Source organism: Brevibacillus ginsengisoli, from assembly GCF_050113715.1.
GTDB lineage: Bacteria > Bacillota > Bacilli > Brevibacillales > Brevibacillaceae > Brevibacillus_H > Brevibacillus_H ginsengisoli.
The window spans coordinates 86,835-109,546 of sequence record NZ_JBNJQR010000006.1 but is presented as its reverse complement, the minus strand read 5'-3'; the positions used below and the strand labels follow the sequence as shown (position 1 = coordinate 109,546).

At 45.5% G+C, this 22,712-nt stretch carries 23 protein-coding genes; all 23 read right to left on the bottom strand.

Annotation, left to right across the window (positions count from 1 at the left end; genetic code table 11):
• Positions 1–4 precede the first annotated feature (4 nt).
• The 23 genes from ACQCN2_RS13855 to ACQCN2_RS13745 all read right to left on the bottom strand — a co-directional run bounded on the left by ACQCN2_RS13855 (position 5) and on the right by ACQCN2_RS13745 (position 22,711).
• Positions 5–313, bottom strand: coding sequence for a YlxQ family RNA-binding protein (locus ACQCN2_RS13855; RefSeq protein WP_426929520.1), 309 nt, complete (start codon positions 311–313; stop codon positions 5–7).
• Positions 310–600 (bottom strand): RNase P modulator RnpM, encoded by a 291-nt coding sequence (gene rnpM, locus ACQCN2_RS13850; RefSeq protein ID WP_426929519.1) that lies wholly within the window; start codon positions 598–600, stop codon positions 310–312. Before rnpM ends, ACQCN2_RS13855 begins: the two co-directional genes overlap by 4 nt.
• A complete protein-coding gene (gene nusA / locus ACQCN2_RS13845) occupies positions 597–1,694 on the bottom strand; it encodes a transcription termination factor NusA (RefSeq protein WP_426929518.1) in 1,098 nt (365 codons plus the stop codon). Before nusA ends, rnpM begins: the two co-directional genes overlap by 4 nt.
• A gap of 24 nt (positions 1,695–1,718) precedes the next feature.
• The gene (rimP, locus tag ACQCN2_RS13840) at positions 1,719–2,183 is read right to left on the bottom strand and encodes a ribosome maturation factor RimP (protein ID WP_426929517.1); all 465 of its coding nucleotides are present in this window, start codon (positions 2,181–2,183) and stop codon (positions 1,719–1,721) included.
• 168 nt (positions 2,184–2,351) lie between these two features.
• Positions 2,352–6,674, bottom strand: coding sequence for a PolC-type DNA polymerase III (locus ACQCN2_RS13835; protein ID WP_426929516.1), 4,323 nt, complete (start codon positions 6,672–6,674; stop codon positions 2,352–2,354).
• A 175-nt stretch (positions 6,675–6,849) separates the two neighbouring features.
• Positions 6,850–8,598: a proline--tRNA ligase gene (locus tag ACQCN2_RS13830; protein ID WP_426929515.1), complete on the bottom strand. Its 1,749-nt coding sequence runs from the start codon at positions 8,596–8,598 to the stop codon at positions 6,850–6,852.
• A gap of 102 nt (positions 8,599–8,700) precedes the next feature.
• Positions 8,701–9,759: a flavodoxin-dependent (E)-4-hydroxy-3-methylbut-2-enyl-diphosphate synthase gene (gene ispG, locus ACQCN2_RS13825; protein WP_426929514.1), complete on the bottom strand. Its 1,059-nt coding sequence runs from the start codon at positions 9,757–9,759 to the stop codon at positions 8,701–8,703.
• Between the two features lie 73 nt (positions 9,760–9,832).
• Complete coding sequence (gene rseP / locus ACQCN2_RS13820; protein WP_426929513.1) at positions 9,833–11,098, bottom strand: RIP metalloprotease RseP; 1,266 nt, start codon at positions 11,096–11,098, stop codon at positions 9,833–9,835.
• 27 nt (positions 11,099–11,125) lie between these two features.
• Entirely contained in the window at positions 11,126–12,289 is a 1,164-nt protein-coding gene (locus ACQCN2_RS13815; protein WP_426929512.1) for a 1-deoxy-D-xylulose-5-phosphate reductoisomerase, read from the bottom strand.
• A 27-nt stretch (positions 12,290–12,316) separates the two neighbouring features.
• On the bottom strand, positions 12,317–13,108 hold the full coding sequence (locus ACQCN2_RS13810) for a phosphatidate cytidylyltransferase (protein WP_426929511.1): 792 nt from the start codon (positions 13,106–13,108) through the stop codon (positions 12,317–12,319).
• A gap of 18 nt (positions 13,109–13,126) precedes the next feature.
• Positions 13,127–13,879 carry an undecaprenyl pyrophosphate synthase gene (gene uppS, locus ACQCN2_RS13805; RefSeq protein ID WP_426929699.1) on the bottom strand — a complete coding sequence of 251 codons (753 nt, stop codon included), beginning with the start codon at positions 13,877–13,879 and terminating at the stop codon, positions 13,127–13,129.
• A gap of 107 nt (positions 13,880–13,986) precedes the next feature.
• On the bottom strand, positions 13,987–14,544 hold the full coding sequence (gene frr / locus ACQCN2_RS13800) for a ribosome recycling factor (protein WP_426929510.1): 558 nt from the start codon (positions 14,542–14,544) through the stop codon (positions 13,987–13,989).
• Positions 14,544–15,269 (bottom strand): UMP kinase, encoded by a 726-nt coding sequence (pyrH, locus tag ACQCN2_RS13795; RefSeq protein WP_426929509.1) that lies wholly within the window; start codon positions 15,267–15,269, stop codon positions 14,544–14,546. Before pyrH ends, frr begins: the two co-directional genes overlap by 1 nt.
• A gap of 128 nt (positions 15,270–15,397) precedes the next feature.
• Positions 15,398–16,285 (bottom strand): translation elongation factor Ts, encoded by an 888-nt coding sequence (gene tsf, locus ACQCN2_RS13790; protein ID WP_426929508.1) that lies wholly within the window; start codon positions 16,283–16,285, stop codon positions 15,398–15,400.
• A 235-nt stretch (positions 16,286–16,520) separates the two neighbouring features.
• Positions 16,521–17,228 (bottom strand): 30S ribosomal protein S2, encoded by a 708-nt coding sequence (rpsB, locus tag ACQCN2_RS13785; protein WP_426929507.1) that lies wholly within the window; start codon positions 17,226–17,228, stop codon positions 16,521–16,523.
• A 178-nt stretch (positions 17,229–17,406) separates the two neighbouring features.
• Positions 17,407–18,051, bottom strand: a complete 645-nt coding sequence (locus ACQCN2_RS13780; RefSeq protein WP_426929506.1) for a hypothetical protein — start codon at positions 18,049–18,051, stop codon at positions 17,407–17,409.
• On the bottom strand, positions 18,038–18,556 hold the full coding sequence (locus ACQCN2_RS13775; protein ID WP_426929505.1) for a DUF6115 domain-containing protein: 519 nt from the start codon (positions 18,554–18,556) through the stop codon (positions 18,038–18,040). Before ACQCN2_RS13775 ends, ACQCN2_RS13780 begins: the two co-directional genes overlap by 14 nt.
• 15 nt (positions 18,557–18,571) lie before the next feature.
• The gene (locus ACQCN2_RS13770; RefSeq protein ID WP_426929504.1) at positions 18,572–18,904 is read right to left on the bottom strand and encodes a hypothetical protein; all 333 of its coding nucleotides are present in this window, start codon (positions 18,902–18,904) and stop codon (positions 18,572–18,574) included.
• Between the two features lie 14 nt (positions 18,905–18,918).
• Positions 18,919–20,325 (bottom strand): flagellar assembly protein A, encoded by a 1,407-nt coding sequence (locus ACQCN2_RS13765; protein WP_426929503.1) that lies wholly within the window; start codon positions 20,323–20,325, stop codon positions 18,919–18,921.
• Positions 20,326–20,358: 33 nt separating this feature from the next.
• Positions 20,359–21,147 (bottom strand): FliA/WhiG family RNA polymerase sigma factor, encoded by a 789-nt coding sequence (locus ACQCN2_RS13760; protein WP_426929502.1) that lies wholly within the window; start codon positions 21,145–21,147, stop codon positions 20,359–20,361.
• Between the two features lie 17 nt (positions 21,148–21,164).
• Complete coding sequence (locus tag ACQCN2_RS13755) at positions 21,165–21,605, bottom strand: hypothetical protein (RefSeq protein ID WP_426929501.1); 441 nt, start codon at positions 21,603–21,605, stop codon at positions 21,165–21,167.
• Position 21,606: 1 nt separating this feature from the next.
• Positions 21,607–22,092, bottom strand: coding sequence for a chemotaxis protein CheD (locus tag ACQCN2_RS13750; protein WP_426929500.1), 486 nt, complete (start codon positions 22,090–22,092; stop codon positions 21,607–21,609).
• Positions 22,079–22,711 carry a chemotaxis protein CheC gene (locus ACQCN2_RS13745; protein WP_426929499.1) on the bottom strand — a complete coding sequence of 211 codons (633 nt, stop codon included), beginning with the start codon at positions 22,709–22,711 and terminating at the stop codon, positions 22,079–22,081. The genes ACQCN2_RS13750 and ACQCN2_RS13745 overlap by 14 nt, the downstream gene beginning before the upstream one ends.
• Position 22,712: the final 1 nt, after the last annotated feature.

Here is a 22,712-nt window from a genome sequence, read left to right as displayed (position 1 = left end):
CCCCTTATGAATTAGGTGTGAGAAGGTGCTGTATGTTATCGGCCATCTTGGCATCAGATACTGCTACAACGACACGCGCATCTTTTCCGATCGCTTGACCTATTGCGTATCGATCAGAAAGGGTATGGCATGGCACATGGTATGAGTTACATTTGTCGGTTATTTTTTTCGCAGTATTTGCTGAAGCATCCAATGCAAGAAGGACGAGTTTTGCTTGGCCCGTTCGAACTGCACTTACGACAAGCTCCTCACCCGTAATCAGTTTGCGAGCACGCATGGCAAGCCCCAACATCTGCGCTATCTTGGGATTCACTTACCGATCAACTCCAGCCACTTATGTCGAAAATTCTCGTATTGTTCTTGTGAAATCGGCATGTTGAGAGCGCGCTCCAACGTTTTTTTCCATTTTCCGGCTGCAAAAGTATCCGGTGTTAAGCATGTTTCTCGTCTGCAAACATACGTTCCTCGCCCTGCTGCTTTCCCTGTCAAATCTATGACGATTTGCTCATCCGGCGTACGAACCACGCGAATCAGCTCCTTTTTGGGGAGCATTTCCTGACAGACGATGCACTTACGTAATGGAACTTTCTTCTGCTTCATTCTGCATCAACGTCCACAGAATCCTGTACATCGGACGGCTTCGGATACTCGATACCCTCTTGTTCCGCTTGGCTTTCACTCTTAATATCGATCTTCCAACCTGTAAGCTTGGCAGCCAAACGAGCATTCTGTCCACGTTTACCAATCGCAAGTGACAATTGATAATCAGGAACAATGACTCGAGTTACTTTTTCTTGTACATTCACATCTACGTAGAGAACCTTTGACGGACTGAGCGCATTGGCGACATACTCGGCCGGATCTTCAGACCAACGCACAATGTCAATCTTCTCGCCTTTTAATTCGTTAACGATGGTTTGTACACGCAATCCCTTCGGACCTACACAAGCTCCAACTGGATCGACGTCTTCATTGATGGAGTGTACCGCGATTTTGGAACGATCTCCCGCCTCGCGAGCTACTGATTTGATCTCGACAACACCATCGTAAATTTCAGGTACTTCCAATTCGAAAAGTCGTTTCAACAATCCTGGGTGTGTACGAGAAACCACAATTTGCGGACCCTTCGTGGTTTTTTCTACCTTAATGATGTATGCCTTGATTCGGTCTTGCGGCTTGAAATCATCTGTCGGCATTTTTTCGGTGACTGGCATAATCGCCTCTACCTTGCCAAGATCGATGTAATAGAATCTAGCGTCCTGACGTTGAATGACACCACTCACGATATCTTCTTCACGTTCGATAAATTCGCTATAAATAAGTCCGCGCTCAGCTTCGCGAATGCGTTGAGTAACTACTTGCTTCGCTGTCTGAGCGGCAATACGTCCGAAGTCGCGAGGCGTTACCTCAATCTCAACGATATCTTCTAAGCGAAAATTCGGGTCAATCTCTTGTGCACCCTCTAACGAGATTTCCAAGCGAGTATCCAGAACCTCTTCCACTACAGTTTTACGGGCAAACACTCGAACAACCCCTGTGTGACGGTTGATATCTACCCGGACGTTCTGAGCAGAATTAAAGTTGCGTTTGTAGCCGGAAATCAGAGCTGCTTCGATTGCTTCCAAAAGCACCTCTTTGGCAATTCCCTTCTCTCTCTCAATTTCATTAAGTGCATCAATAAACTCAGCGTTCATGTGACTGCTGTGTCCTCCCTTCAACTAGAAAACAATCGCCATTCTCGCCGTGTCGATTTGGCCGATTGATAACTCATAAGTATGTTTTGTTTCTTTAACGGTTAGCTTTTGGGTATTCGTATCAAATGCGATCAGTTCGCCTTCGAAAACAGTGTGTCCATTCACAGCTTCTTTCGTTGTGATATGTACGTGTTTACCCACAGCTTTATGAAAATCCCGTTCATTACGAAGCGGTCTCTCAGCACCTGGGGACGAGACTTCAAGGAAATACGCCATAGGGATCGGATCGACTTCGTCCAAACGTTGGCTTAGGCGTTCACTTACAGTACCGCAGTCATCAATGTCAATGTTTCCTGTTTCGTTATCGATGAAGACCCTTAGAAAATGGTTGGTGCCTTCTTTCTTAAATTCAATGTCTACTAGCTCCAACTTCATCTCATCCAGAATGGGAGTTACTAGATCTGTGACGATTTGCGTTACCTTGCTCAAGCAAGTACCTCCTTTACCATCCGAACTCCGGTTTCAGCCAGAAAGAAAGAGTGGGTTTCCCCACTCTTGATCTGCGTGTATAACCAGTATTTCCAAAAAAATTATAACATAACAGTCTACCCTTGACAACCTTTGGTTCCCGAGTCAAACCAGCAAACAATTGGCATCTTAGAATAGCGACAATTGATTCGACTCCGGCAGACCCTGAAGCGCACCTTGCTCATCGAGGAACTCCAAAATGGTTTTGGAGATTTTGGAACGAGAAAGCAAGTCCTCCTTGGAGAGGAATTCTCCATCTTCCCGAGCCTTGGCTAAGCTGATCGCCGCATTCGTACCAAGCCCTGGCATGGCGTTAAACGGAGCGCGTAGGCAATTTTCCTCAATCAGAAACTTGGTCGCATCGGATTTATATAAGTCCACATTAAGGAAACGATAGCCCCGCTCCACCATCTCTAGCGCCATCTCCAGCACGGTTAACAGGGATTTTTCTTTTGGCTGGGCATCATGTCCCTTTTCTTCAATTTCTTCTATCTTTTGACGGATAGCAGAAGAACCCTTGGCCATCAGTGGAATGTCAAAATCGTCAGCACGCACGGAGAAGTACGTCGCATAAAACTCCAACGGATAATGAACCTTAAAGTAGGCAATCCGTACAGCCATCATGACGTATGCGGTTGCGTGAGCCTTAGGGAACATGTATTTAATCTTTTGGCAGGAGTCAATGTACCAATCCGGCACGCTATTGTTGCGCATTTCTTCCTGGTCTTCTTCATTGACGCCTTTACCTTTACGAACCGACTCCATGATTTTAAAGGCACGAGAAGGATCCAATCCCTTATAGATCAAGTAGACCATGATATCGTCACGACAACCGATAACATCAGGAAGCTTACAGGTTCCACTGCGGATAAGCTCTTGCGCGTTGTTTAGCCATACGTCTGTTCCATGCGACAACCCGGAGATCTGCACCAACTCGGCAAAGGTGGTCGGTTTGGTGTCTTCTAACATCTGACGGACGAATTTTGTCCCAAACTCCGGAATTCCAAGTGTTCCCATGTTCGTGCGAATCTGTTCCGGGGCGACTCCAAGCGCTTCCGTTTTACTGAAAATGGACATGGTCTTCTGGTCATCGAGCGGGATTTTTTTCGGATCAAGCCCGGTTAAATCCTGCAGCATCCGTATGACCGTCGGATCGTCGTGTCCCAGGATATCGAGTTTGAGCAAATTATCATGGATGGAGTGGAAGTCGAAGTGCGTGGTACGCCACTCGGACTCGTTATCATCGGCAGGGAACTGGATCGGGCAAAAGTCCTCGATCTCCATGTAATCAGGCACAACAATAATTCCCCCTGGATGCTGACCGGTCGTACGCTTAACTCCGGTGCATCCATTCACCAATCGGGCAATTTCCGCTCCACGCAGGACCATGCCATGCTCTTCCGCATATTTGCGGACGTATCCATACGCAGTTTTCTCCGCTACCGTACCAATCGTTCCTGCGCGGTACACATTGTCCACACCGAACAATTCTTGCGTGTACTTGTGGGCACGCGGTTGATATTCCCCAGAGAAGTTCAAATCGATATCGGGAACTTTGTCTCCTTTAAAGCCAAGGAACGTCTCGAACGGAATATCTTGACCATCTTTATTGAAGGCTTGACCGCACTCTGGGCAATCCTTATCTTGCAAGTCGAAACCGGAACCAATGGAACCGTCCAGAATAAATTCACTATGCTTGCAATTCGGGCAGAGATAATGTGGCGGTAAAGGATTAACCTCGGTAATCTCCGACATCGTGGCCACGAAGGAGGAACCAACGGAACCCCGAGAACCTACCAGATAACCGTCCCGAAGTGACTTAGTCACCAGTCGTTGTGAAATCAGATAGATTACGCCGAAACCGTGCTTGATGATACTGGTCAACTCTTTTTCCAATCGCTGTTCAACAATTTCTGGCAACGGCTCACCGTAAAGGCTCTTCGCCTTGTCATAGCACATGTCTCGAAGCTCTTCGTCCGCACCCTCGATGATTGGCGTGTACAATTTATCTGGAATTGGACATACTTCTTCAATCATTTCATTAATTCGGTTAGGAGCTTGAATAACGATTTCTCTCGCCAATTCTTCTCCCAAGTAGCTGAAAGCATCCAGCATCTCATCCGTTGTCATGAAATAGAGAGGAGGTTGATTCCCGTTGTCTTGGTCTCCCTTCGAGAACAAGAAGACATCACGGAATACCTCATCCTCTGGATTCAGGAAGTGTACATCACCTGTAGCCACGGCTGGTTTGTCTAGCTCGTGAGCTATCTCAATCATCATGCGGTGATACTCTTTTACAGAATCCAAAGAGTTAATGCTCTCATTGCGTAGCAAAGATCGGTAATGGTCGATTGGCTGCACCTCGATATAATCGTAGAATTTGGCCACTTCAACTAATTCATCACGGGACTTGCCTCGTGTAATGGATTGGAACAACTCCCCTTCTTTGCAAGCCGTTCCGATCAGCAATCCTTCTCGATATTTGACTAGTTGGCTTCGCTGAATTCGAGGAACGCGGTAGAAGGTCTCGACATGCGAGCGGCTCACGAGTTTGTATAAGTTCTTCAGTCCTGTTTTATTCTGAACGAGAATCGTAGCGTGAAAAGGACGTGAGCTTTTGAAGTCTGCCGTCTGATTGCTGATTTCGTTTAAATGAACCAAGCTTTGAATTTCTTTCTCTTTCATTTCTTTTAGCATGTACTGAAATACCTTAGCCAGTGCCACTGTATCATCCAACGCGCGGTGGGCATTGATTAACTCCACACTTAAACGTTTGGCTAAGGTACCTAAGCGGTAGTTTCGCATGCCCGGATAGAGTAATCTCGCGAGTGGCAAAGTATCCAGAAACGGATTCGCCCAACGCTCCATACCTATTCTCTTTGCACAGGCATTCAAGAATCCTTGGTCAAATTCCGCGTTATGGGCAACAAGAACAGCATCACCGACGAACTCTTTAAACTGCTTGAGCACGGGCTCTAGCGTCCGTTGTCCCGCTAACATCTCATTGGTAATCCCCGTTATCTCGGTTGTTTTAGGCCCGACAGGAAACCCTGGATCGATCAGTTCGGACCATTCTTCAATAATCTCCGCGCCTCGCATCTTCACCGCGGCGATCTCGATGATGGTGTTCTCGGCTGCGTTTAACCCTGTCGTCTCGGTGTCAAATACGACGTAGCTGGTATTTTCATCAATCACAATATCGTTTACTGCTGAGTTGTTCAGGTTATAAACAATGTCTACACCATCATCTACAACGTATGCTTCTAGACCCAGGATGCACTTGATGTTGTTTTTCTTGGCAATCCCATACGCCTCTGGAAACGACTGTACGACCCCGTGATCCGTAATCGCGATGGCTTGATGTCCCCATTTGGCTGCTGTTGAAATCAGTGATTTAAGTGACGCTACCCCGTCTAACATACTCATCGGTGTATGGCAATGAAGCTCGATCCGTTTCTGTTCGGACATATCCTTGCGTCCAACTTGTTCAATCTGATTCAGATCATTGGCCATCATCACCAACTCGCGCATGAAGGTGTCGTGCTGCACACTTCCTCGCACCTTTAACCACATGCCATCTTTCACCGCTTCAAGCATCTTTAAGTCTTCCTTGTCGCGTGAGAAGATCTTGATGGATAGAGAGTCTGTGTAATCCGTGAGATTAAAGGTCAACAGGTGACGTCCGCTCTTTAATTCTTTTAATTCAACATTAAACGCGGTTCCCTGGATACAAATCCGGCGTTCTTCTTCTTTGATTTCTTGAATAGGAACCGGGTCTTCTTTGATCTCGTAGCCAATCACTAGTGTAGTAATCGCTTCGTTCTGACTACTTGCCGCTTCCTTCTCTTTCTCTGCTTGCGCACTCATCACGACTTGAACCAGCGCGCGTTCTTCCTCCGCACGCTGTTCCATAAATGCTTTGAGGTTCTCGTCTGTTTGTTCCTCATCCGCCATGAATAGAAAACGCGGGCGTGTATCCGTCACCTTGTGAAAGAGATTCTGAAGCTCCTGATCCGCTTTTTTCCGTTTGGCAAATTCAACGGCCATTTCAGTTGGCATCATGACCTTCACATCATCGCCTTGCACTTTACGCTCTGAGCTACGAATTTGTGCGGCTAGAGAGTTCAACCGAGCCTCCGCTTGGGTCAGCAAATAGTCCCAATACTCATCGACTGCTTCTCCTACTGGCGGTGTGGAACCATACCGAATATACGAATCCACTTTTGCCAAATGAGAAAAGCTGGAGGTTAACCTCGCTTGAAAAGCCTGATAGACCTTTTGGGGCAGAAGTTTCGGAAACGTAAACGTAAAGACCCACTCTTTATTCTGTTTATACAATTCCAATTTGTTGATCAAACCTTCTTGAAAATAAGCCTCTATCCAATCAACCGGGATATCCAACTGCTTTAGTAACAGTGCAAATCGTTCTTTTTGTTCTTTGTGGTCAACCATTCTGTGAACACCTCTTATTGAAAAACTCCCCTACGCCTAAGCGATAAGCAATGGCAGAGCCATAGTTGCGCATATGAATTATAAGAAAACCTTTGGAATGATGCCAATGCAAAAAGTGGTACCCCCAAAAAAGGGATACCACTCAAACATTCGACAAATTATGAGTTGATTCCTGCTAGAATGAAGCTTTTACCGGATGCGTTTCTTTTTCGGAAAGCTCAGCCAGTTTGTTTTGCACAAATGTGGCAAGTTCCTCTACAGCTACGTCGAAGGCTTCCCCTGTGCGACGAACACGAACCTCTACCGTTCCTTCAACGCTCTTGTCGGAAACGGTAATACGAAGTGGAAGTCCAATCAGATCGGCATCCTTGAACTTCACGCCAGCACGCTCAGGACGGTCGTCATAGAGCACCTCAATACCCGCTTCAGAAAGCTTCGCAAAAATCTGTTCGCTTAGTTCGCGTTGCTCGTCCACTTTGGCGTTGATTGGAATAACATGGACATGGAACGGAGCCACGGATACTGGCCAGATGATTCCATGCTCATCATTATTCTGTTCAATCACTGCCGCCAACGTACGAGATACCCCAATACCATAGCAACCCATGATCATGTCTTGGGATCGGCCGTTCTCGTCCAAATAAGTGGCTCCTAATGTATTGGAGTACTTGGTTCCCAATTTAAACACGTGACCAACCTCAACCCCACGGGCAAAAGCAATGGTTCCATTATCACGAGGAGACTTGTCCCCTTCCATAATGTTACGCAGGTCAGCGAAGCGATCAATACGCAAATCACGGGTCACGGATACATGTTTAAGGTGATAGTCTTTTTCATTCGCGCCCACCACGCCGTCTACTACATCTTGGACGAAGTTATCTGCAACGATTTCTACGTCATCTTTTAATCCAATTGGACCAACAAAGCCTACTGGTGCTCCGGTTACCTGAAACACTTCCTCTTCCGTCGCCATACGAAGGTTGGTCGCATCGTACATATTTTTCAATTTTACTTCGTTCAGCTCATGGTCTCCACGAATCAGGACCACAACCAGTTTGTCATCCATGCGATAAACCAAGCTTTTAATAATCTCGGAAGCTTGTACACCGAGACTCTCTACGAGCTGGTCGATTGTACGAACGTTAGGTGTATGAATTTTTTCAGTCAAAGGAATGTTGACGTTTTGTTTTGGAGTACCCTCGTAAACCACTTCCGCTTTTTCCAAATTGGCAGCGTACGTACCATCTGTGGAATAAGCGATCGTGTCTTCACCGATCTCGCACAACGCCATGAATTCGTACGTTCCAGTTCCCCCAATGGAGCCGGCATCCGCTTCAACCGCGCGGAAATTCAGGCCAACCCGGGTGAAAATGTTAGTGTACGCGTTAAACATCGCTTCGAAGTTCTTATCCAATCCTTCTCGAGAGGTGTCAAACGAATACGCGTCCTTCATGATGAACTCGCGGCAACGGATCAAACCGAAGCGAGGACGAACTTCATCACGGAATTTCGTTTGGATTTGATACAAGTTTAAAGGCAGTTTCTTATAGGAGTTCACTTCGTCTCCAACTAAAGAGGTAACCACTTCTTCATGGGTTGGGCCAAGTGCGAATTGTCGATTGTGTCGATCATTTAGACGCATGAGTTCTGGACCATATACATCCCAGCGTCCGGATTTCATCCATAACTCTGCCGGCTGCATGGCAGGCATGAGGAGCTCCTGGGCACCAGCACGATTCATTTCTTCACGGACAATCGCTTGGATTTTTTGCAAGACACGTACGGATAATGGCAGATGGGTATACACACCCGAAGCTAATTGTCTAGCCATTCCGGCGCGAAGCAGCAGCTTATGGCTGGCGATTTCAGCGTCGGAAGGCACCTCACGCAAAGTTGGAATAAGCATTTGGCTTTGTTTTAACACGACATTTCCTCCAAACGAACAAATGTTCTTAATTATAGGGAAGCCCCGAACATTACACGATGGCAACGTCCGAGGTTATTTGACGACACGAGTTACATCCAGTTATTTCACAATCGTTTCGATTTCTTTCATTAACTCTTCAAAAAGATCTTCTTCTTTCACCTTACGCACGATTTCCCCATTGCGGAAAATGAGGCCTTCCCCATTGCCGCCGGCTACTCCGACATCCGCCTCACGAGCTTCACCCGGGCCGTTGACCGCACATCCCATAACTGCAACTTTTAATGGCATCTTGATGTTGGATACGGCGTCTTCTACCTTGGTAGCAAGACCGATCAAATCGATAGCGCAACGACCGCATGATGGACAAGAAATGACCACTGGGTCGTTGTTGACAATATCCAAGCTTCTCAAGATTTGTTTAGCTACCTTGATCTCTTCAACAGGGTCAGCGGTCAAGGATACACGAATGGTATCACCAATTCCCATTGATAGCACTGTACCGATACCGACAGAAGACTTGATGCTGCCGGAGAATTGGGTACCTGCTTCCGTTACGCCTACGTGAAGCGGATAGTTCCGTTTTTGCGCCATCAGAGAGTAGGTTTGAATCATGGTCGGCACGTCTGATGATTTTAACGAAATAGCGATATTGTCATAATTTAGGTCTTCCAGAATCTCAACATGGCTCATGGCGCTTTCAACGATGGCTTCCGGACTCGGGTAACCATATTTATCAAGCAAACGCTTCTCAACTGAACCTGAGTTTACACCAATTCGAATTGGTACGTTGCGTTCGCGGCACGCTTCAACAACGGCTTTGGTTTTTTCCCTGGAACCAATGTTCCCTGGATTAATTCTGATTTTATCGATACCACTTTCAAGGGCAATCAGTGCCAATTTGTGATCGAAGTGGATATCCGCTACAAGAGGCAAAGGAGAGCGCTCTTTGATTTGTTTGATTGCTTTAGCGGCATCTTCATTAATAACCGCCAAACGAACAACTTGGCAGCCCACTTCATACAGGCGGTTAATTTGATCCAGTGTCGCTTCTACGTCACGAGTATCGGCTGTTGTCATAGATTGAATGACAACGCTTTTCTGACCGCCAATCTGTACGTCACCCACGAATATCGGTTTCGTTTCCTCACGTTTGTACACGATTGTACACCATCCTTTGTCTCGGTTGCTTCTCTCACATCATAATACTTCTGTCTTGACGAATCTCTATCCTCTAGAAGAAAAATCGCTGAATGTCATTCCAAGTCACGACCAGAATCAACAACATCAAAAACGCGAATCCCAAAAAGTGAACCATGCCTTCCTTATGCGGATCAACTGGTCGTCCACGTAATGCTTCCACAACGAGGAACATTAGTCTTCCACCATCCAGCGCAGGTAACGGAAGCAGATTGAATAATCCTAAGTTGATACTTAGAACGGCAGCCCACTGAATCAGAATCTTGATTCCTTGTTGCGCGAACTCTCCCGTCATCTTGAAAATACCGACTGGCCCACTCAAATCCTTGAGACCAACAGACCCTGAGAAGAGCATGGCCAAATTTCCGATAATCATAGACGTAAAGTCGTAAGTTGCAACTGCACCATAGCGAATCGATTCGAGTGGTGAATAGGTTACAGGGTTATACACCATTATTTTACCTTGTTTGTTCTCTGTTTGCACATGTACGGGAATCTGTTTATGTACCCCTCCACGATCCACTTCAAAAACAAGAGTCTTACCTGCTGACTTACTTACAATCTCAACGATATCCGTCCAGCTATGAACGGGATGATTTTGAATGGAGAGAACGCGATCCCCTTCCAAAAGACCTGCGTGAGCTGCCGGTCCGTCAGGTTTGACTTGACCGATTAACGGTTCATTGGTTGGTACTCCGTAAAATAAACCACTGGCCATCAATAATACAAACGCAAGAATGAAGTTGGCTGCGGGTCCAGCAAAAATTGTCCAAAAACGTTGCTTAACCGTTTTGCCTTTAAACTGTCGGTCAAAAGGAGCAATCTGTACTTCACGGCCATCGAAAACCAGAACAGCCTGCGGATGAACCGAGAAGGTTTCCTCTGAACCGGAAATATCCAGGGTCAGCGTTAATTTATGCTCCAAATCAAATTCAGAGACGACACCACGCATTAAATTTCCTTGATGATTGGGCGCAGGCTGCAAGAACATTTTAGTGACCTGTCCTGCGGCATTCAGTTCCACATCAATCATCATGTGAGTTTTTAGCACGTCGAGCTCGGGATCCTCCCCTGCCATCCGAACTAAACCGCCAATTGGCAATAGACGAATGGTATATTCGGTTTCCCCCCGCTTGAAGCGAAATATCTTCGGACCCATTCCTAAGGCAAATTCGCGACATAGAATACCCGCTTTCTTTGCCAGTAGAAAATGTCCTAATTCATGTACAAGTACTAACAAGCTAAATACCACGATTATGGCGATAATCGATCCAAACGAACCTAAGTTTGGCATAGGCAAAGGATTTGGCCACCTTTCTGTGCGTATTTATGATCTGATGCTAGCTACCATCTGATAAGCTTCCCGACGAGCCCATTGATCGACCGCAAAAATGGCCTCAATATCCGGTTGTGAGAAGACTTCATGCTTCTGGCAAACACTCTCCACCAATTCTTCAATCTGCAAAAACGAGATTTTTTCTTGCAGGAACTGCTCAACAGCAACTTCATTCGCTGCGTTCATGACAGTCGGCAGGGTGCCTCCACGTTTTCCGCAGTCATAGGCTAGCTTGATCATTGGATAACGTTCAAAATCCATTTGGGCAAAATTCAGTGTCCCGCAGGATATTAAATCAAGCGTCTCCGAACGAAGAGATACTCTTCGTGGATAGCTTAGCGCATATTGAATTGGAACCTTCATGTCAGGTGTCCCCAACTGAGCGATGACTGCTTTATCCTTGTATTCTACCATAGAATGAATAATGCTTTCATAATGCAGAACACAATCAATTTGCTCGTAAGGAAGTCCGAACAGCCAATGCGCCTCCAATACTTCCAATCCCTTGTTCATCATAGTTGCTGAGTCAATGGTTATTTTGGCTCCCATGCTCCAGTTCGGATGATTGAGCGCGTCCTTGATGCTGACGTCCTTCAATTGATCACGAGAGAGCTTTCGGAAAGATCCTCCAGACGCAGTGATAATGATCCGCGAAACATCCTCCATGCTATTACCTTGTAAGGATTGGAAGATAGCGGAATGCTCACTATCTACAGGGATGATCGTCACATTGTTGCGACGAGCCGCTTCCATGACCAGATGACCGGCACTTACCAATGTTTCTTTATTCGCAAGTCCAATTGTTTTCTTGGCTTCAATCGCAGCCAATGTAGGCTCCACTCCGACGCTCCCGACAACGGCTGTCAGAACAAAATCGGCTGTGGAATGGCTGGCAACTTGGATTAAACCTTCCTTCCCGCAGACAATCTCAGGCAGGTCCGCAACACCAATATATTCACGAAGTCTCGCAATATATGCTTCACTACCTACTGATACGATCTCTGGACGGAATAGTTTCACTTGTTCGGCCAAGAGCTCTATATTGGAGCCAGCTGCAAGCCCGACAATCTTGAATTCTTCCGGATGCTGAGCGACTACTTCAAGGGTACTTGTTCCAATGGAGCCAGTAGATCCAAGCAACGCTATCTTTTTCACTTACTTCCACCTCTACCCATCTGTCTTTTAATGGAACCCTAATATGTATAGTACTGGGAATACAATTAACCAACTATCCGTACGGTCGAGTACGCCTCCATGCCCCGGTAAGATTTGACCAGAGTCTTTCACGCCAAAATGACGTTTCAAAGCAGACTCTACCAAATCGCCGATCTGTGCGGTTACCCCAATGACCAACGCGATTTCTAACGCTTGGGTAAACGGTACAACACTCTTCGCCGCGTTGATGGACAACACAATCACAAACGCAATAACAATACCACCCATGGAGCCCTCTATGGTTTTGTTGGGACTAATCGCGGGCCATAATTTATTCTTGCCAAACGCGCGCCCCACGAAATAGGCACCGGAGTCAGTAGCCCAGATCCCCAACAACACCATCATCGTCAACCAGAAACCATGATCACTTAACCCGTCTCGGAAAGCACCCATATAGGCAAATCCATACCCGACATAAACTGCACCCAAAAGGGAAAGTGCGGCATGTTCAATGTTAAACTCATTCTTCTTGGCTACTGTATAAAATAATAGAAGGATTACCACGGGCATCAAGACAGTTGAAAAATGAAAAAGTGGCCAGCTTGAAGAGACGAGATCAGGCCACGTAATGCTTAACATCAATAGATAGCTGAGTAATCCTGTAAAGCTGAACGGCGAAAGTCCAGCCATTCGCAAAAATTCAAAAAGGCCAATCAAGGCCAATAGTAATAATAACAGGGAGTACCACATACCCCCCAGATATACTAATGTAAGAAAAATGATCCCACCAATTACTCCTGTTACGATTCGTTGCTTCAATCTCTTCCACCTCTTCGGTTATACAGCTCCATAACGACGGGCTCTACCTTGAAATTCAGCTATCGCTTGGTAAAAATGTTCGTGAGTAAAATCAGGCCAGAGTACGTCTGTGAACCATAATTCAGTGTAGGCCAATTGCCAGAGCATGAAGTTGCTCAAGCGGATTTCTCCACTCGTACGAATAAGTAAGTCTGGATCTGGGGTGTCATGTGTATACAAATGCGAAGAGATCGCTTCTTCGGTAATCTCATCCGCTGATAATTTTCCTTCTAAGACAAGCTGAGTTAGCTCTGAAACCGCCTTAACGATTTCCGTGCGTCCACCGTAATTCATAGCGAAGTTCAACTGCAACCCCGTATTGTTTTTGGTCTTTTCTTCTGCTTGTTCCATCGCCTGCAAGGTATGGCTGGGTAGACCCTCTTTGGCTCCCACTAGGGTAATCTTCACGTTGCGTTCGATTAATTCATCCAATTCTGTCGACAAAAATTCCTGCGGTAATTTCATCAAAAAATCCACTTCATCAGTAGGTCGTTTCCAATTTTCCGTAGAAAAAGCATACATCGTCAATACCTGTACACCAATCTCGTCAGCTGCTTTGACGATTTCTTTGACGGTTTTCATTCCCGCTCGATGTCCAGCGATCCGAGGTAAACCACGCATCTTGGCCCATCTTCCGTTTCCATCCATAATGATCGCAATGTGCTTCGGTATATTTGCATTTGGGTCCAGTTCATGTGTTTGATCTCTTCGGTCGGCCTTTTTTGCCAACATTTGACTGATCCGTTCTAGCATAAGGTTTCCCCCATAAAGAGAAATGTAGACGTAACTCCCCCTCCTTTTAAACAAGAGGGGGAAGTTTTTACGTTCTACTTCATTTTTTATACTTCCAAAATATCTTTTTCTTTATCTTTTACTACTTTATCCACTTCAGCGATAAATTTATCTGTTGTTTTTTGAATGCTTTCTTGGTGACGGTGGGACTCATCCTCAGAAATTGTGCCCGCTTTTTCCAACTTCTTAATATCATCATTCGCGTCACGACGAATGTTACGGATCGCTACTTTGGTTTCTTCTCCATCTTTACCCGCTACCTTCACAAGATCCTTGCGTCGTTCTTCAGTAAGTGGTGGAACCGCAATACGAATAACTTGGCCATCATTAGAAGGTGTCAGACCAATATCGGATTGTTGGATCGCTTTATCGATTTCCTTAAGCGCTGATTTGTCCCAAGGCTGGATCAATAGAAGACGAGGTTCCGGAGCATTGATGTTGGCCAATTGGCTAATTGGTGTCGGCGAACCATAATAATCCACCATGACTTTATCCAATATAGCTGGAGTAGCGCGACCTGTACGCAAGGTTGCCAAATCTTTTTTTAAGGTATGAATCGTTTTTGACATACGTTCTTCCATGTCTTTTAAAATCGACTGTGGCATTAGGCATCCCCCTTAACGATTGTTCCGATTTTTTCACCCATAACAGCTCTCATTATATTGCCTTCTTCTGTGATCGAGAAGACCATTAATTGAATGTTATTGTCCATGCACAAGCTTGATGCTGTGGAGTCCATAACACCTAATCCTTGATTGAGCACATCCATGAAGGATAACTCATCATATTTAACAGCGTTTGGATCAATAGATGGATCGGCCGTATACACACCATCCACTTTATTTTTCGCCATTAAAATTACTTCCGCTTCAATCTCAGCAGCACGCAGAGCAGCAGTCGTATCGGTGGAGAAATAGGGATTCCCTGTACCTGCCGCAAAAATGACGACGCGATTTTTCTCCAAGTGACGAATGGCTTTTCGACGTATGTATGGTTCAGCGACTTGTCGCATTTCAATCGATGTTTGTACTCGAGTGGGTACATTCACTTGTTCCAAGCCATCCTGCAAGGCTAGTGAATTCATAACAGTAGCGAGCATTCCCATGTAATCTGCTGTAGCTCGATCCATTCCTTTGGAACTTCCAGAAAGACCGCGCCAGATATTTCCGCCACCGACAACAACAGCTACTTGTACGCCAAACTCGACGATTTCTTTAATTTGGTTCGCGATGGAGAAAATGATTTTCGGGTCAATTCCATACCCTAGTTCTCCAGCAAGCGCTTCCCCACTCAACTTTAACACAATCCGCTTATAGGCAGGAAGTGACATGTGGATGTGCCTCCAATCTAGTATACATTCTCTCTTCAGCTGGTGATTCCTCCATGCTTTACTTCTTAAAAAAGGGAACACACTGTGTTCCCTCCTAAAAATGCATGATTGGAATTCAACCAATTCAATTATTGTTTGTTAACTTGTGCCATAACTTCAGCAGCAAAGTCTTCTTGTTTCTTCTCGATGCCTTCGCCTACTTGGAAACGAGTGAAAGCTTTCAAAGTTGCGCCTGCTTCTTTCAACAAAGCAGAAACTTTTTTGTCTGGATCTTTAACGAATGGTTGTTCAACCAAAACGTATTCTTCGAAGTACTTGGAAAGACGGCCTTCAACCATTTTCTCAACGATGTTAGCTGGTTTGCCTTCAGCAAGCGCTTGGTTTTTCAATACTTCGCGCTCACGTTCGATCTCGTCAGCAGAAACCTCTTCACGGTTAGCGAAACGTGGGTTAGCTGCAGCAGCGTGCATCGCAATGTCTTTAGCCAAACCTTCATTTGTAGTTCCTTCAAGAGCAACCAATACACCGATTTTTCCGCCCATATGTAGGTAGCCACCAAATGCGCCTGCATCGGATTTCTCGATTACTGTGAAACGACGGAAAGAAAGGTTTTCACCGATTGTCGCGATTTTCTCGCTGATTACTTGGGAAAGAGCTTCACCTTGTCCTTTGAAAGGAAGCGCAAGAGCTGCTTCTACATCAGCTGGACGTGCAGCTACTACGTGTTCTGCAATATCTTTCACAAGGGTTTGGAACTCAGGGTTTTTCGCAACGAAGTCAGTTTCACAGTTCACTTCAACGATTGCCCCTACGTTACCAGAGAAAGCTACTGCAGTCAAACCTTCAGCTGCGATACGACCGGATTTTTTCGCTGCTTTTGCGATTCCGCGTTCACGAAGAAGGTCGATTGCTTTTTCCATATCGCCTGCTGTTTCTTCCAACGCTTTTTTACAATCCATCATACCTGCGCCTGTTCTTTCACGCAGTTCTTTTACAGCTTGTGCACTGATTGCCATGAGTGAGTTCCTCCTTAGTTTTTGAGTTCCTATTGATTCATAGAAAACTTGGCGATACCAAGCCTCGGACGCCGGTAGAGCCTTAGTTGTAACGTACAGGACGTGCTACTGTCGGCGTTTCAACAGGACGTTGAGCTTTTAGCCGGCCCCTTGGATCGATAAGAATTTGTATAAATTCTATATCGACAAAAAAGAGTGGACAGGGTTTCTGAAACCCTCAGTCCACCCTTGTCTTTTACTCAGCGGTTGTTGTTTGGTCTGTGCCTTGGTTTCCTTCAACCAATGCGTCAGCCATTTTAGCTGTTAGCAATTTAACGGCACGAATCGCGTCATCGTTACCAGGGATTACATAGTCGATTTCATCTGGGTCGCAGTTAGTATCTACAATCGCAACGATTGGGATACCCAATTTACGAGCTTCTGCTACTGCAATGCGCTCTTTGCGAGGGTCGATGATGAACAATGCATCTGGAAGTTCGGTCATTTGCGCGATACCGCCCAAGAATTTTTCCAAACGATCTTTCTCTTTACGGAGAATGATAACTTCTTTTTTAGGAAGTACATCGAATGTGCCATCTTGTTCCATACGGTTCAATTGAGCCAAACGACCTGTACGTTTTTGGATTGTAGAGAAGTTAGTCAATGTACCACCCAACCAGCGTTGGTTGATGTAGTAGTGACCTGTACGTTCTGCTTCTTCTTTAACAGCTTCTTGTGCTTGTTTTTTTGTTCCAACAAACAACATTTTGCCACCGTTGTTAGCAACTTCGCGTACGTAGTTGTAAGCTTCATCCACTTTTTTTACTGTTTTTTGCAAGTCGATGATGTAGATACCGTTACGTTCGGTGAAAATATAGCGATCCATTTTCGGATTCCAGCGACGAGTTTGGTGACCGAAGTGAACACCAGCCTCGAGAAGCTGTTTCATAGAGATTACCGCCATATTAACACACCTCCTCTGTTTTGGTTTTTGTGTAGACCTCCGTATTCCGCATCTTCCGAGCAAAACTACAAGTCTGTAGCACCGTTGCTGGAATTGGAAAACGTGTGAATTCAACACCGTAGAACAATATAACATACAGACCATTCAATTGCAATAAACAGGATAAAAAAAATCCCGCCTACTGAGCAGGCGGGGTGGTAATAATCTGGATGATCTTATCTGCACTTGTGCCTTTGGGAATTTGGTAGGAACCGACACGAATTCGATTCAGCTTGTTTTGCCCCTTCAAGGCGGCGACAAAGTTGTTGTCCTTCGGTAGCAGTCCTGCTTCCACCAACAGCCTTGCTGTATCGATTCCCGTAGCCTTATACGGTATTCGAACCGTTACATTCTCAACAGGAGTTGTCGGAACCTCTGTAGCCTTAGGTGGCGTCACTTGAGGTGCTGACATATTGGCAGAAGGCGCTGTCCCATTTGGTGGCAAGGCTGCGGCTGTCGATGGTGCTGCAATCTGTGTAGGTGGAACCACTTGTCCTTGTTGGCTGACAGAAGCTGGAGGTGTCATTTGCGATGGTGCCGTTGGTTGCGAAGGTTTGACAGGAGCTTTCGGATTGGTTGGCGCCTGTTTTCCTGTTTCTTTTCCCTTCTTCAGTTCTTCAAATTGATCTTTTGGCATCAACACGAAATTCTGTGCTTTGGCATATGCCTCCAACTGGTCTTTGGTAAGTTCCATACTTGGACTAGCCATTGGAAAAACGCTAAGGAAACCAGCAGAAAACACGAGTCCGACTCCAAAACCAATCAATAGATTACGCTTTATCATGGATCGACCCTCTTTGTTCCGGCGTCGCCAACGAGAAAATCAAATCAATCTCTCCCCGCCCAGCTCCCAGTCTTTTGGCGATCTCGTCTGCTGATAGCCCTTCCCGTTTCAATTCAAATACCCGCTTGAACCGCTCCTTCAAAAATAGTGAATCAGCTTCAGGCTCCGCTATGGTTTCCTCCGTTGTCGCTACTTCTTGGCGGCTATGAATTAAGCTTCGCATGTGTTTCAATTCGTTCTCCAAGTGCTGAACTCGCTCGTTTAGTTGGTGTATTTCAGATGCGGTTTTCTGATGATTGCGCTCCATGGTGGTAACAGCTTGATCGTTTTCCTTCTGGACTTGCGCAACAAATCGTTTCAGAGTACCCTCGATTTCCTTGCGATCAAAGGACGTATGTATAGCGGGATTCTTTTCATCTGATGTATTGTTTCTTTTCCTTAAAAAAAGCGCAGAGATGACGATAATCGCCCCTGCACCAAATAATAAGTATAATGGTTGATCCATCTTCTTCACCTTTTCTTACAACGAGATGTCAATATAATGACCTCGTAGTGGATCAGTCATCGGAATAGTAGAATGACTTGTCTTGCTCTTTTTCTCGTCCGGCTGATTAGACTGAGCTTGTTGATGATTTTGGCCATGTTCTTTTTCTTCGTGATCGTCTTTAATCTTTCTACCTGTTGATTCGTTAACGTTCGTTGCTCGCTGTCTGGTCAATTGATCAAACTGCTTGCGGTCTCCAATCAATACCTGCTGTTCAAGGGCATGACGATTTTGCTGTTGTTCCTGAATACGGCTGATGTCCTGGGTACGGGGCAGAGCCACTTGCAATTCAAGCGCCTTCAAGCTCATCGTCGATCATCTCCTTATCTCACTAGCTGTGAGGTTGTGATTTCACCTTGAACGACAAGAAATCTCGTCCGTGGAAACTCCTGTTTAATAAATCGAATCAGTTTGCCGAAAACCAGTTTGATCCCCGGATACATCACCTGATATACGTCAATAACCGCATGAGCATCATGATCGACCTGCACTTCCAGTTCTTTTCTTTGGGTTTCGAGTTTCTTCACTTCTTTTTCAAGCATGATCTTGGTGTTGGCCATCTTGATTTGTAGCAATTTCTTGTCTGCGCTAAGTGATACACCGGTTTGAAGAAGCTGATCGAGTACACCAAGCCCTTGCTCGGTTTTCTTTAAATTATCATATAAATTGCTGAGTTCCTTGGTTACGGCAAGAAGTTCGTTGCGAAGCTCAGGTTTCACACCTACTTCCAGTACCGTAGGAGTTGCACTTGAGTTACCAACGACACGGGCAACAATCTTCTCACCCGCTTGAATCGATCCGCCGATGATAATTCCTTTAGTGCCATTGCAAAGAACATTATGTCCAGCTCGAATCGTTGAAAACATGATGCTTTGCGAAACAATGACATCATTAGAAGCTCTGACATTACCATTCTGGATATAGGAAGTCTTCACATCAACGCCAGCAATGACATGTCCTTTATCCTGAGCAGCGATTCCGTTCTTGATTTCAACCGATCCACCAGCTTCCAATTCAGCACCCTCGACACTTCCAAGGATTCGAATATCCCCAGACGCTTTAATCCGAAAACCGTTGGGAACATTGCCTCGAACGACCACGGTACCCACAAATTCAATATTCCCTACGCTAAAGTCTACGTCCCCTTTGACTTCATAGACGGGAAATACATTAATTTTGTCGCCTTCACCTACACTGACTTGCCCATCGATTGCCGCGTAGAGCAACAGCTTGTCCTGGTCTAATAGAACGTTCTTGCCCATTTTAAACATTATATCTTTGCCTGGAGTAGGCGGGAGTGGCTGTCCAAAAATGGACGTTCCTTCTTCCCCGCGTCCAGCAGGAATTTTCTTCGCTACTAATTGTCCTCGGCTAACATTGGCAATATCAACTACCTGGTAGAAGTCGACGCGACCATCATCCAACTCTTTTGGCTTGATGCCTTCATGGACTTGTGATTTGAAAATATATTCTATCCGTGCTGCTTCTCCGGCGATTGGCCCTTTTCCTTGCGCAATCTTGATCGGTGTTCCAAGAAATTTCTTGGGCTTTTCACAAATCTCACGTAGTACATTCTCATCGATACCGTAAACGATCGCATTCTGAAACAAGAACTGTTTCACATCTTCGTAGTTTAACGATTCTTCAGTTAATTCGGGGTTCAAGATAAGTTCTGCGCTCAACTTATCCTGGGAAATTTTCAGCTCAAATCGTTCAGATTGGTCACTCATACTTGTCACCTCCATCATTCATAGAAGCTACTCCTATATCAATTGACTTTTCCAGCGGCTCAGTGCGGAACGCAACCGCAAAACCGCTTTGGAGTGAAGTTGGGATATACGCGAGGGAGAAAGGCTCATCACTTCTGCTATTTCGGACAGCGTCAGCTCTTCAAAGTAAAAGAGAGAAACCACTGTGCGTTCCTTCTCCGGAAGTTTGTCAATTGAAACCGACAAGACTTCCTTTAGGCTGCTCGTTTCCGCAACCTGTTCGGGACTTGGGGTTAGTTCATCTACGATGTAAGAGTGACGAGCTGTTTTCTGCTCATCTTCATCACCAACAGCCTCATCAATTGAAATCATGGAAGCTAGGGACGTGTCGTACAAAACTTGTTGCAGCTCTCTCTCGGTAATTCCTAGAAACTCACTAACTTCCTGATCCGTAGGCACACGAAGCAAACGTTGTTCGAGGGTCGTGTAAGCCTCCTCTATTTTCTTTGCTTTATCTCGAACGGTTCGAGGGATCCAGTCGCTTTCACGCAGACCATCGATCATGGCACCGCGGATTCTCCACATCGCGTATGTTTCGAATTGTAAACCACGGGTATGATCAAACTTGGCAAGTGCGTCAAGAAGGCCAAATCGTCCAAAGCTGATCAAATCGTCACGGTCAACATTGCTTGGCAATCCGATCGCTAATCGGTTCGCTACCTTGTTGACGAGAGGAAGGAATTGCTCGACCAACTCAAGCTCTGCTGATTTGTCTCCCTCTTCTTTCCAAGAGATCCATTTATCGAATTCCTTCGCTTTGTCGCGATTGTTTACTCGAGCCACGAATCAACCACCAGCCTTTATTCATCAGTTAACCGTCTAATTACATTGGTAATAGTAGTAGGATCGTTCTCGGGACTTTGTGCAGGGTTCGGTTCAAGTTTTCTTGGTGTCAATGGAATGAACTGATCAGACGGTTCATCTTCTGAAAGCGTTTCTGTTCCCATTCGTTGATCGTCCGTACTAGAATCAGAATCTGGTGTCATCAGATCGATGTGCTCTCCAATTTTCTGTGTTTCGTCGGTTGGTGCAGGCTTCTTACTGTCTTGTTCTAGTGAATGTGTGGTAATCAGGTGAAGACCCCACCTGATAGGGAACATCCCCAGAAAAAAAAGAATAAAAGCCCAGACGGCCCGCTCTAGAGAAACAGTGATGACATTTCCCGAAAATGCCGTTAGCAAGGTTACTAAAAAGGCAATAACACCTATCCAAATATTAATTCGAATTGTTCCTGTCATCATTTTATACTTCCTTAGTACCTTGATTTACAGTACGAATTTGTAAAATACCACTAACGGCATCGATCTCAATCGTCCGTCCGCAGTTTCCCCCAGTATCTTCCGCTACGATTCGAATCCGAACTTGTCCTAATGCGGTTTTACACGCTTCGACATTTCTCGGGCCTATTCTCATCGTATCATTTCCTGAAAGGAATGAAAACATTTGGGCACCGCCAGCGATTTTTGCAACCATATTTCGTGTAGAAGCACCTAAACGCTCCATATCTTGAATCAATTTGGGTATTGCCGTGTCTGCATATTTCGCGATGTTGATATCATTGCCTTTTGCGAGGGACGAATCCGGCAACATGACATGGGCCATTCCAGCCACTTTTTTGGTTTCATCATATAGCACAACTCCGACGCATGAACCTAATCCAGTCGTGCGTAAACGATTTGGTTGAATGGTGGCTCCTAAATCAGCCATCCCAATTTTAATAATTTCCATCGAGTGGAACTCCTAATGCAGAGAATAAGATTTTGAACGAATCAGGATCGGGAATAAGAAAGAAGTGTCCCTCTACTTCTTCATTTCCTTCGAAAAACGCGGTGTCAATCGTTAAAGCGAAATCCCCTGCTCTTCCCAACTCAATCAAGCCGTAGCTGAGAATGGCAGCTGCCATATCAATAGCCAATGCCGGAACTGATGGCTGTAGATTCAATTTTGTAAAGTCAGCCAGAGATGATAAGTAGGAACCCGCTAGGATGTTGCCGATCTCCTGCAAAGCTGACAATTCCATTTCAGAAAAGATATCATCGTCATCCGCTTTTTCGATTCCCATTAATTCTTTTAGCAAATTGCGCGCCGAGTCAAAATTCACGATAAAGAACATGTTGCCAGGCGCATCACCCTCTACGCGAAGAAAGATCGTCACGACAACCTCTTCTGCTCCGCCAACAAAATCGGCGATTTGGTCGAAGGAGATGATTTTAACCTGTGGCACTTTCATGTCTACTTCTTTTCGAATGAGTTTGGAAAGGGCGGTAGCCGCGTGACCCGCCCCGATATTTCCTACTTCTCGAAGAACATCTAATTGGAAATCGCCAAATTTCACAAAGTCCGCCATT